9 protein-coding genes are annotated in these 11,078 nt (G+C 73.9%); 5 read left to right on the forward strand and 4 right to left on the reverse strand.

Going from position 1 to position 11,078, the window contains the following annotated elements:
• The first annotated feature begins 60 nt into the window (after window positions 1-60).
• Window positions 61-954 (forward strand): C40 family peptidase, encoded by an 894-nt coding sequence (locus PV343_RS40505; RefSeq protein WP_415923537.1) that lies wholly within the window; start codon window positions 61-63, stop codon window positions 952-954.
• A gap of 24 nt (window positions 955-978) precedes the next feature.
• Here PV343_RS40505 and PV343_RS36035 read toward each other — a convergent pair whose 3' ends face one another.
• The 3 genes from PV343_RS36035 to PV343_RS36045 form a co-directional block, all read right to left on the reverse strand.
• Window positions 979-2,040 (reverse strand): NAD-dependent epimerase/dehydratase family protein, encoded by a 1,062-nt coding sequence (locus tag PV343_RS36035; RefSeq protein WP_319151254.1) that lies wholly within the window; start codon window positions 2,038-2,040, stop codon window positions 979-981.
• 90 nt (window positions 2,041-2,130) lie between these two features.
• A complete protein-coding gene (locus tag PV343_RS36040; RefSeq protein ID WP_319151255.1) occupies window positions 2,131-2,484 on the reverse strand; it encodes a hypothetical protein in 354 nt (117 codons plus the stop codon).
• A gap of 163 nt (window positions 2,485-2,647) precedes the next feature.
• Window positions 2,648-3,220 carry a hypothetical protein gene (locus PV343_RS36045; RefSeq protein ID WP_319151262.1) on the reverse strand — a complete coding sequence of 191 codons (573 nt, stop codon included), beginning with the start codon at window positions 3,218-3,220 and terminating at the stop codon, window positions 2,648-2,650.
• A 277-nt stretch (window positions 3,221-3,497) separates the two neighbouring features.
• Here PV343_RS36045 and PV343_RS36050 point away from each other — a divergent pair, with 277 nt between their 5' ends.
• From PV343_RS36050 to PV343_RS36060, 3 genes are all read left to right on the forward strand, one after another.
• Window positions 3,498-4,862: an FAD-dependent oxidoreductase gene (locus tag PV343_RS36050; protein WP_319151256.1), complete on the forward strand. Its 1,365-nt coding sequence runs from the start codon at window positions 3,498-3,500 to the stop codon at window positions 4,860-4,862.
• Between the two features lie 372 nt (window positions 4,863-5,234).
• Complete coding sequence (locus PV343_RS36055) at window positions 5,235-6,428, forward strand: hypothetical protein (RefSeq protein ID WP_319151257.1); 1,194 nt, start codon at window positions 5,235-5,237, stop codon at window positions 6,426-6,428.
• 88 nt (window positions 6,429-6,516) lie between these two features.
• The gene (locus PV343_RS36060; protein ID WP_319151258.1) at window positions 6,517-6,843 is read left to right on the forward strand and encodes a YkvA family protein; all 327 of its coding nucleotides are present in this window, start codon (window positions 6,517-6,519) and stop codon (window positions 6,841-6,843) included.
• Window positions 6,844-6,921: 78 nt separating this feature from the next.
• On the opposite strand, the gene PV343_RS36065 is transcribed toward PV343_RS36060, so the two are convergent.
• Window positions 6,922-8,082 carry a hypothetical protein gene (locus tag PV343_RS36065; protein ID WP_319151259.1) on the reverse strand — a complete coding sequence of 387 codons (1,161 nt, stop codon included), beginning with the start codon at window positions 8,080-8,082 and terminating at the stop codon, window positions 6,922-6,924.
• Between the two features lie 509 nt (window positions 8,083-8,591).
• Between PV343_RS36065 and PV343_RS36070 the strand changes: the two genes are divergently transcribed.
• Window positions 8,592-11,078: SpoIIE family protein phosphatase (locus PV343_RS36070; protein ID WP_319151260.1), on the forward strand; the 2,487-nt coding region annotated here is incomplete at its 3' end.

Consider the following 11,078-nt stretch of genomic DNA (forward strand, 5'->3'; position numbering starts at 1 on the left):
CAGCCGGCCCGGTCGGCCACCGGGCAGTGGACGCAGCCGCAGTGGGGCGCGTCCACCGCGATGACGCCCCAGGACCCGGCCGCGTCTCTCCCCACGGCGACTCCCGGGACCGACACGGGTGCGTTCGCCTCCGTCCCTCAGACCGGCCGGTTCGCGCCGGTCACGGACACGGGCTCGTACCCCCGGGTCGCCGCGGGCCCGCTCACGGACACGGGCTCCTACCCCCAGGTCACCGTAGGCCCGGTCACGGACACAGGCTCCTACCCCCAGGTCACCGTAGGCCCGGTCACGGACACTGGCTCCTACGCGGCTGTCATGCCTGACCCGTTGACGTCCACGGGCTCGTACGCGCCGGTCGTCATCGATCCCGTGACGGACACCGGCTCCTACGCACCGGTCACCAACAGCCCTTGGCCCGGGACGGGATCCTTCGCCAACCTGACCACTCCCCCCGCAGCCACCGCCAACGCCGTGGCCGACACGGGCTCCTACGCTGCCGGGGCAGCCGCAGTCGCACCCACGCCGACACCTGCACCTGCACCGGCCTGGGCCCCGACCCCAGCGCCGCTCGGCACCGTCCCGCAGACCACGGACGCCGTGCGCGTCGCCAAGGCCATCGCGTTCGCGCGGGCGCAGGTCGGCAAGCCGTGCGTGTGGGGTGCCATGGGGCCGGGCTCGTACGACTGCTCCAGCCTCACCCAGGCGGCATGGCGGGCGGCCGGGGTCACGCTGCCCCGGGCCGCGCACGAGCAGGCGCTGGCCGGGACCCCGGTCACGCTCGCCGGTCTCGAACCGGGCGACCTCGTCCTCTTCTTCGACGACGACCGGCACGTGGGCCTGCACATCGGGGACGGTGTGATGGTGCACGCGCCGGGCCCGGGGGCGTCCATACGGGAGGAGTCGATCTACGGCGCCGGGGAGGCGGCGATCCACCGGGTGATCCGGCCGGCGTGACACCCGCAAGGACGCCGGGCCCCCTCAGCGCCTGACCGCACGCCGGGCGCGTCTGCTCTCGTAGTGGTCGAGCAGGGTCTGTTCCACCGGCCGGTAGGTGAGCCCGAGTTCGCGGATGCCGCGACTGTTGTCGACGCGGAAGCGGATGCCGAGGTGTTTGCGGATGTAGTCCTGGGTGAGGCCGAAGGCAGGGCCCAGGATCCGGACGGGCCAGTGCGGGAGCGCGGTGCGGGGCAGGCGTGGGTCGTAGGGGCGGCGGGCGCGGACGATGCGGGACATCTCGTGGAACGACGTCATGGTCTCGGCCGCCACGATGTACCGGCCGTGCGCGCCGGGGTTCTCGGCGGCGGCGATGTGCGCGTCGGCCACGTCCCGTACGTCTGCCGTGGTGAAGCTGAAGTCGGGGGCGCCGTAGCAGAAGCAGCCCTTGAACAGCTCGTCGAGGAGGAAGAGGCTGCCGGACTCGGACGCCGGGGTGAGTGAAGGGCCGAGGATCAGGCCGGGGTTGACGGACACCATGCGCCACCGGTCCTGTGCCGCCTCGGCGTCCCAGGCGGCGCGCTCCGCGAGAGTCTTGGCGTAGTGGTAGGGGTTGTTCTCCAGGGTGCTGGTGGTGTTGAAGTACCGCTCGGAGAGCACCCCGCCGTCCATGTGGCGCACGTCCGCGTAGTCACCGAAGACGGCGCCGACGGTCGAGGTGAACACCAGGGTGCGGACCTCGGGGGTCCGCTCGATGCCCGCCAGGACGTTGCGGGTGCCGAGCAGAGCCGGTTCGACGACGTCGCGTCGGCCGTCGGTGATCTGCTCGGGCACGAGGAACGGCGAGGCGACATGGAAGACGGTCGAGCAGCCGCGGAAGGCCTCGTCGAAGGACCCTTCGTCGAGCAGGTCCGCCTCGAACAGCGCAAGCCGCCCGGGGAACGCCTCCTGCATCTCCCAGAGCGGCCGCACCTTGTCCGCGTTCGCGAGTCGGCGCACGGTGGCGCGCACCCGGTAACCCCGCTGAAGCAGCCGCCGCACGAGATGCCCGCCGACGAACCCGCCGCCCCCGGTCACCGCGACGACGGTCTCCTCACGTCCACCCACGCACCCTCACCCCCGGCTGCCCGTCACCGACGGGGTGAACCTGCCCGACAGCGCCGGCCCGGAACCACTCGTCCCCCGGCATCCCGCGTCTCAGCGGAACTCGTGGACCACCTGGATCTCGCCGACGATGTGGGCGTTGAAGTCGTCCAGCTCCTCGGCCGGGACCCAGAGCTCGAGGATCGTCTGCCCGCCGGCCTGCTGGACGGGATACCGGCTCAGGAACTCCGACTCGACCTCGAAACGGGTGACGAAGCCGGCGCCGTCGTGCTTCACGTTCCAGTCCCGCGCGATCCTGACCGCGTAGTCCTCGTCGAGGACCGGGTAGAAGATCGGCTGCTCGGCCAACCGGGGCGGCCAGGCACGCCAGTTCAGCTCCCGGACCAGGTCCAGCTCCTTGGGACCGGTGGGGCGCCACAGGGTCGTCGTCACCTGGCGGCTGGTCATCTGCATCGCTTTCCGGACGTGGCCCGCCGGTACGGTACGGCGGTGCGGAGTACCGGACGATACCGACACCACGACCTCGGCAGCCACGCCATTTCCGCGTGGGAGGGATTTCGACGGGGAGTGCGATGTCCTGCCCTGGCCTTCGTCTGATCACCGGCCGCGACTACTGCGGCTGCGGCCGGCGCTCGCGAGTCCACAGGGACAGGTCGCTGCTCGTCGCCACGGCGAGGGTCTGCCCGGAGGGCGAGAATCCAGCGGCGCGAAGCTCGGAGCAGTGGGAGTGGAAGATGTGCCACCAGTGCTCCCCGTGCGGGCCGGAGTGCGGCAGTCCACCGTCTCGGGAGAGCAGGACACGCTCGTTCGGCCAGACCGGGGTGACGACCTCCAGCTTCCAGCCGTCTGCGCTGGTGGCGTGAAGGTCTCCTCCGAAGAGTCCTGCGATGCGCACCCTGCTTCCGGCGGCCGGTCCCAACCCGAGACACCACAGAGCGGGATCCGCCTCCCGGCCGCCGTCCTCGGAGTCGAGGTCGGGGTCACGGACCCGCGCGATCTTCTCTCCTGTGACGCCGTCGAAGAGACCGTGTCCGTCGTTCGAGACGACCATCACCAGGTCGTGACCGGTGCCGGGGTGCGAGACGAAGCCGATCCCGAGCAGTCCGCCGACCGGGGCGTAGGCGATGCGCTGCCAGGGCTCGGGCGCCGGAACCTCCGGGGCCGCGATGAGCCGTCGCCGCATCTCACGCTGGTAAGGGGAAAGCTCAGGGGCTCGCCGCTCGACCGGACGTGCGTTCTTGGTCAGCTTCGTCACGCAGCCATGATCCACACTCCGGAGGTTCCGCCCAACCCTCGGCCCCCGCGCAGGCAAGCGACGGAGCACGCTCCGATAAGCATCACCTGGATGAGTCATAAGATCGGCTTATGACGTCATAGGCCCGACCCGCGTACTAACTTAGGTCTGCCTTAGTCTAGGCTTCCCGATCGAGTCGCCTGTTCACGCTCGAAGGGAACTGATCATGCCGCGCCCCCTGCGGGTAGCCATCGTCGGAGCCGGTCCCGCCGGGATCTACGCCGCCGACGCCCTGCTCAAGTCCGGGGTGGCCGCCGAACCCGGCGTGTCCATCGATCTCTTCGAGCGGATGCCCGCCCCGTTCGGCCTGATCCGGTACGGCGTGGCGCCCGACCACCCGCGCATCAAGGGCATCATCACCGCCCTGCACCAGGTGCTCGACAAGCCCCAGATCCGGCTGTTCGGCAACGTCGACTACCCGACCGACATCAGCCTGGACGACCTGCGCGCCTTCTACGACGCGGTGATCTTCTCCACGGGCGCGACGGCCGACCGTGAGCTGTCCATCCCCGGCATCGACCTGGACGGCTCCTACGGCGCCGCCGACTTCGTCCTCTGGTACGACGGCCACCCGGACGTGCCGCGCACCTGGCCGCTGGAGGCGGAGAAGGTGGCGGTGCTCGGCGTGGGCAACGTCGCGCTCGACGTCGCCCGCATCCTCGCCAAGACGGCGGACGAGCTGCTGCCGACCGAGATACCCCCGAACGTCCACGACGGTCTGAAGGCGAACCGGGCCAAGGAGATCCACGTCTTCGGCCGCCGCGGTCCCGCGCAGGCCAAGTTCAGCCCGATGGAGCTGCGCGAGCTCGACCACTCGCCGAACATCGAGGTCATCGTCGACCCCGAGGACATCGACTACGACGCCGGCTCGATCGAGACCCGGCGCGGCAACAAGCAGGCCGACATGGTCGCCAAGACCCTGGAGAACTGGGCGATCCGGGACGTCGGCAACCGGCCGCACAAGCTGTTCCTGCACTTCTTCGAGTCGCCCACCGAGATCCTCGGCGAGGACGGGAAGGTCGTCGGCCTGCGCACCGAGCGCACCGCCCTGGACGGCACCGGAAACGTCAAGGGCACCGGCGAGTTCAAGGACTGGGACGTCACCGCGGTCTACCGCGCCGTCGGCTACCTCTCGGACAAGCTCCCGAAGCTGCCCTGGGACCTGGAGTCCGGCACGGTTCCGGACGAGGGAGGCCGCGTCGTCGAGGAGAGCGGCGCCCACCTGCAGTCGACGTACGTCACCGGCTGGATCCGGCGCGGCCCCGTCGGCCTCATCGGGCACACCAAGGGCGACGCCAACGAGACCGTGGCCAACCTCCTGGACGACCACGCCAACGGCCGCCTGCACACCCCCGCCTCGCCCGAGCCGGAGGCCGTCGACGCCTACCTCGCCGAGCGCGACGTCCGCTTCACCACCTGGCAGGGCTGGTACGAGCTGGACGCCGCCGAGCGCGCGCTGGGCGAGCCCCAGGGCCGCGAGCGCGTGAAGATCGTCGAGCGCGAGGACATGCTGCGCGAGAGCGGGGCGTAAGTCGTCAGTGCCGCGGGGCGGTCCTCCAGGTGGGGGCCGCCGCCGTTGCAGGGCCTCGTGGGACCTCGGAAGACGGGTCTCGCCAGGCCCTGCCGTGCTTTCGAGGGGCGCGCGGGCGTGGTGAACGGGGCCTGCCCCTAAGCGGATGGGTGAGCCGGCCCCGTTCGATCGACCATTGTGGGCACCGCGTGACGGCGCGGGGACGTGTGAACCGCGGTCGTCCGAAGTGCGCGGCGCACACCCCGCGCGCACGGCGCGCGTCCCGTACGCGCAGTGCCCGACACGACCCGCCGCCCGGCCCCCGCTCGGCCCGCCGGGGCCACGTGTGGTGATACTGGGGGACACCCCCCGCCCCCATCGGCAGATTGGCTCATGTCGAACTCCGCCACCGACCTCGCCCCCGTCCCGCAGACCCTCTGGGCGGCCCGCGGCCGCCACACCGGTCCCGACGCCCCCGACGTCGTCCGCCGCACCCTGCGCAGGCACAAGGAGAGCGGTGACCTCGACGACTTCACCGAGCCCCCGGCACCCGACGACCCACCCGATCCCGATCACGTCTTCGAGGCGCGCTGGCGGCCCCACGGCGCGGTGACCGTGCGCGCCCGGCTCACCCTCGTACCGTGCGGGGACCGGCCGGACGCGCACGAGTGGACGCTGGTCGCGGAGGCGGAGGCCCCGTGGGAGCACGCGTGGCCCTCGCCCGCGACGCTCTTCTGGCCCGAGGCCGGGGCGACCGACGCCGCCGACGGCGCCTGGGACCATCACCCCACCGTCGCGGGCCTGCGCTTCCGGCAGGTCAACGCGCTGCCCGAGGACGACAGGGAGATGCGGCGCCGGCTGCGGGACGCGGCCCGGGACTCCTGGTGCGTCAACCTGGTCGTGCACGAGGCCATGACCCCGGACGAGCAGGGCCGGCTGCCGCTGGCCCGGCTGCTGCCGCCGGGACTGCGGCACCGCGTGATCGAGCACCGGGCCGCGCCGCAGCAACTGCGCGCGGTGAACTGGGCGCTGAAGGATCTCGGCGTGGAGGTGCCGCGCGGCGGCGCCGTGCTGCTGCCCCCGGACCCGGCGCCGGACGGCTACGACGCCGCGCGGTACCGCGTGCGGTCGGTCTTCCTCGACGGCTCCGAGCCGGTCGAACTCCTCACCCTGCTACGGGACTTCGCCGCCCTCTCGCGACCCTTCCCGCAGGGTGCCGAGGAGGCGCTGACGGACCTGCGCGAGAACTGGACCCTGATGACGCTCCAGGAGCAGCTGGAGCGCGCACGGGGGCTGGTCACCATGTACGCGGACGCGCTGGAGGCCATGACGAAGTCCCGGGACCTGTGGCGGGACGCGGCCGAGCAGGCCCACCAGGCCCTGGCCGCCTACCGCGACACGCCCGCCCCGGCCGGTCCCGAGCTGCCGCATCCCCGGCAGCGGGCCGGCGGCCGGACGCCCTCTCCGCTCCAGCAGCTCACGCGTACCTTCGAGCGGCTGAAGTTCGCCTCCAGAGCCGCGCAGCCGCTCCCCGCCCCGGAGGGCGACGCCACGGACTCCGCGGGCCGGGCGGACGCAAGGCCGTAGACCCGTCCGGAGAGGGAAAGGGAGAAGGAAGGGGAAGCCCGGGAAGCCGTCCCGGCCCCGCCCCGAGCCACGAGGGACAGGAGCCCGCATGGATTCCACCGCGACCCTGCTGGTGATCGCCGCCGTCGTCGCGGTGGTACTGCTCGCCGTCGCCGTCGTGCTGCTGGTGCGGCTGGTGCGCACCCGGCGGACCCTGCGGCGGGCCGGGCTGCCCACGGGGCCCCGGTGGGTGTTCTGGGGCGCGGTCGCGTACCTGGTGCTGCCGACCGACCTGCTGCCCGATCCTGTCTACCTGGACGACATCGCCGTACTGCTCCTGGCCCTGCGCAGCATGCGCGCCGGCCGGGCGCTGCCGCCCGGGCCGGGCGAACCCGCCGGCGCGGAACGGCTCAAGTCGCCCTGGTCGTCCCGGTGAGGAGGGCCTTCACTCCGACCGCGCCGTAGCCCCACAGCTGAACAGCCCCACAGCTGAACAGCCCGACACCCCGACGGCTCAACGCTCGCTTTCGCGGCGTGCGCCGACCGCCCACAGGCTGGCGAGCAGCAGCGCCAGGGCGGCGAGCGCGGCCGCCGCCGCCGCCGTGCCGGCGATCCACGGCGGGGCGACCATCGCGGCCTGGAGCTGGGCCGGGTCCGGCAGGCCGAACCGGCCGCCGATGACCGGGCCCAGGGCGAACGCCGCCGTGACCACCAGGGTCGCGGTCGCCGCGGCCAGCCGCCCGCGCACGGTCCGCGACGGCATGGCGAGGGCGAGTACGACGCAGAGCCCCGAGACGAGCAGCGTGGTCTGCAGGACGTTCTGCGGCAGAGCGACCCCGTAGCGCGGCGCGTGCGCCACCCCGCAGACGAAGGCCAGCAGGCCGGCTCCACGGGCGAGCAGCAACGGAGCCTTGGACGTCTTGGCGGCCCCCGCGGCCTTGTCGCTCCTGCCGCTCCTGCCGCTCCTCTCGGTCTTGTCGGCTTTGCCCTTGCCGGTCTTGGGGTCCCGGGAGTCCGTGGCCGTCCTGGGGTCCTTCGCCGACTTCGCCTGCTTGACCCGCTCGGCACCGTGCCGGCGCCTCGGCCGCGGGGTGTCGTCCGGTTCCACGACGGCGGCGGGGCCCGGGGCGGGCGGCGGTTCGACGGCATGCGCGGCCGCCTCCTCGGGCGGCGCGGGCAGCGGCGCGTGCGCCGGTGGCGCGCCGTCGGCGGCCAGGCGGGCGATCAGCTCGGCGAGCTCCTCGACGGGACGGTTGACGGCCACCGCCTCGACCGCGGCGCGCACGCAGTGCGGCTCCACACGGGTACGGTGCAGCAGTTCCATCAGCCGGGTGACCTCGTCCAGCGGGCGGCACTCCGCGGCGGCGCGGATCACGACGTCAGCGCTGCGGGAGTCCCGGGGCGGCCGGGTGAGGAGGTCGACCAGCCGCGAGACGTCCTCGACGGGGCGGTCCACCCCGGCCGCGCGCAGCGCGTCGGCCGTGGTCCGGGCGTGTTCGGGCGAGCGTTCCAGCAGGGTGATCAGCCGGGCGACGTCCTCCAGGGGGCGGTCGGCCACCGCCGTGTGGACCAGGCCGTGCAGCGGATCGCCGTGGCGGCCGTCCGGGTCCGGTGCCCCGGCGCCCACCCTTTCGGCGCTCACCACCTGGGCGCCCGCGGCCTCGGCGCCCACCATCCCGGCGCTCAGAAGATCGGTGTCTGGGACCCCGCCACTCGTGGACGGCGGAGGCGGCTCGGGCCGGGTCCCGGGACCGGGTGACGAGGGGCCGGTTTCGGCCACGAACGGCACAGACGGTGCGGGCGGCACAGGCGGTGCGGGCGCTATGACGCCGTGGTCGTCGGGTCGGGAGGGCGGAGTGGGCGTGGTCATCTCGGCTCCAGGAGGGGATGCGGCCGCACCAGCGCCCCCGGATGCGGCGCGCGGCAGTACGGACTTCATTACTAGAAGTGCGCGGGGGCTCCCGCCACCCGGCTGCGGCGAAGGTGTGAGGCCCCGGGGCGTGACCGCCGGAGGCGGGAAACCCGCGGGTGCGGCCTCGTACCCGCGGGTGCGGCCCGTACGGGCCGGCTCGCCGGTGCGGAAGTCCGTGTCCGGGGTCTTCACCCGCCCAGGTGCGTTCTGCCACTCTGGTGGCGCATTCTTGCTGTGTCAGCCACCCGGCGTTGCGGGACGAGGTAGGGCCCATGGCTGGGAGCGGAGAGCCGAGGGGCCGGACTCGGGCCCGCCTTGCCGCGCTGCTGGTCGACGCCTCGACCGGCGCGCTCGGCGCGGCCGGGGGACGCGTCGCGGGTGTGTACCTGCGCTCCGGCACCCCGGGGCTGCTGCGCCTCGCGGTGCTCGTCGGGCTCCCGGGCCCGCTGTTCCGGCCCTGGTGGCGGCTGCACGTGGACCGCCCCTTCCCGGTGGCCGACGCCTACCGGCTCGGGGTCCAGGTGGTGCTGCCGAACGCCACGGAGACGGTGCGCCGCTACCCGCAGTTCGCGGCGGGGCTGCCCTTCCCGTTCGGCTCGGTGCACGTGCCCGTGCCGGGCGGCCCCGAACCCCTGGGTGTCCTGACGGTGCTGCGCGCCGCCACCTCCGACACCGTGGACGAACTGCTCGACCGGGAACTCCTCGCGCGGCTGGCCGAGGGGCTGGGCGCCGAGCTGCTGGGGCTCGCCGACGGCGACGAGACCGCGGTCGCCTGGGACGGGGACCCGCTGTGCGTGCGGCCGCCCGCCGTGCGTCCCGCAGAGACCCGTGTGGGCCGGTTCACCTGGGACCCGGCGACCTCCGCGGTGCGCGCGGACGACCGGCTGCACGCGCTGCTGGGGCTGCGGCCCGGCGAGTTCGCGGGCACCGTCCCGGCGTTCGCGGACGCCGTGTCCCCGGCCGACGCCCACCGGATCCTGGCCGTGCTGCGCGAGACCGCCGACGGGAAGCCACCGGCGACACCGCTGCACCTGCGGTCCGGGGACGGCGCTCCCCTGCTGTTGGACGTGTGCCCGGGCCCGGCGGGCGACGCGGCGGCCCCGGTCTCCGGAATCGTCTTCGACCCTGGTCCGGCCGCCTCCGCCGACGGCGCGGCCGACCTGCTGCCGCAGGGGGTGTTCTGCCTGGACCGGCTCGGCACGATCGTGTACGTCAACGAGGCCGCGGCACGTATGGCGGGCGTGGAGCGGGCCCGGCTGCTGGGCCGGCCGCTGTGGGAGGGGATGCCGTGGCTGACCGGACCGCCGTACGACGACCATCTGCGCGGTGTGCTGCTGTCCCACGAGCCGGTGCACGTGCACGTCCGGCGGCCGCACACGGACGGGGCGGGGCCCGGCGAGGGCGACTGGCTCGCGGTGTCCGTGCACCCCGGCGCGGACATCCTGGCCTGCACGCTCGTCCCGGCCGGCCGGATGGACGCGCCCGGGGAGGAGGCCGCACCCGACAGTCCGGCCGTGGCCGCGCTGCACCTGCCCGAGGGCGTGGACGCCGGGGACCCGCCGCTGACGCCGCTGTACCGGCCGATCGCGCTCGCCATCGCACTGACGGACGCGGTGACCGCCCGTCAGGTGTCGGCGGTCGTCACGCAGGAGCTGCTGCCCGCGTTCGGGGGCCGCCGCCTGGCCATCTACCTGCTCCAGGAGCGGCACCTCTACCTGGCCTGGGAGACCGGCTTCCCGCGGGACTTCCTCTCCCCCTTCGAGGGCGTCGGCCTGCACGCGCGCCTGCCCGGGGTGGAGACCCTGACCAGCGGGCGGCCGCTGTTCTTCGAGTCGATGCGGCAGCTCGCGGCGACCTACCCGGGCATTCCGCTGGACGCCGAGGAGGGCGCCCGCGCCTTCCTGCCGCTGATCGCCTCAGGGCGGCCGGTGGGCTCCTGCATCCTCGGCTTCGACCGGTCGCGCGGCTTCAGCACGGAGGAGCGCACGGTCCTCACCGCGCTCGCCGGGCTGATCGCGCACGCCATGGAGCGGGCGCAGCGTTACGACACCGAGGCGGCGCTCGCCCGCGGCCTCCAGCAGGCCCTGCTGCCCCGGCGGCTGTCGGCGCACCCGGGGGTGGAGACGGCGGGCCGTTACCTGCCGGGCACCCAGGGCCTGGACGTGGGCGGTGACTGGTACGACGTCGTCGAGGCGGGCGACGGGCTGGCCCTGGTCATCGGCGACGTGCAGGGGCACGGGGTGCAGGCGGCGGCCACCATGGGCCAGCTGCGCAGCGCCGTGCGGGCCTTCGCGCTCGGCGACCGGCCGCCCGACGAGGTGCTGAGCGGCACCAACCGGCTGCTCATCGACCTGGACCCGGGGCAGTTCGCGAGCTGCTGCTACCTGCGCCTCGACCCGGCCACCGGGCGGGCGCTGGTCGCCCGGGCCGGTCATCTGCCGCCGCTGCTGCGCTGCCCCGACGGGCGCACCCGGGTGCTGGACATACCGGGCGGTGTCGTCCTCGGGGTGGACCCGCGCGCCCAGTACCCGGTGACGGAGCTCTCGCTGGAACCGGACGCGATCCTCGCCCTCTACACCGACGGCCTGGTGGAGCGGCCCGGCGCCGACATCGACGAGGGCATCACCGCGCTCGGGCAGGCGCTGGCCAAGGCCGGCGCGGCCGCCGGGCGGCGCGGCGGGCGGTCGCACCGACCCCTCCCGCTCGGTCCCGGAAGCCCTCCGCGTACTCCGCCCCGGCGGCGTACTCGCCCTCTGGCC

Source organism: Streptomyces sp. WI03-4A, assembly GCF_033792105.1.
Taxonomy (GTDB): domain Bacteria; phylum Actinomycetota; class Actinomycetes; order Streptomycetales; family Streptomycetaceae; genus Streptomyces; species Streptomyces collinus_A.

Coding starts and splice junctions, on each gene's coding strand:
- PV343_RS40505 (WP_415923537.1), top strand. CDS start 61: ATGACGCCCCAGGACCCGGCCGCGTCTCTCCCCACGGCGACTCCCGGG.
- PV343_RS36040 (WP_319151255.1), bottom strand. CDS start 2,484: ATGACCAGCCGCCAGGTGACGACGACCCTGTGGCGCCCCACCGGTCCC.
- PV343_RS36045 (WP_319151262.1), bottom strand. CDS start 3,220: ATGCGGCGACGGCTCATCGCGGCCCCGGAGGTTCCGGCGCCCGAGCCC.
- PV343_RS36050 (WP_319151256.1), top strand. CDS start 3,498: ATGCCGCGCCCCCTGCGGGTAGCCATCGTCGGAGCCGGTCCCGCCGGG.
- PV343_RS36055 (WP_319151257.1), top strand. CDS start 5,235: ATGTCGAACTCCGCCACCGACCTCGCCCCCGTCCCGCAGACCCTCTGG.
- PV343_RS36060 (WP_319151258.1), top strand. CDS start 6,517: ATGGATTCCACCGCGACCCTGCTGGTGATCGCCGCCGTCGTCGCGGTG.
- PV343_RS36065 (WP_319151259.1), bottom strand. CDS start 8,082: ATGGTGGGCGCCGAGGCCGCGGGCGCCCAGGTGGTGAGCGCCGAAAGG.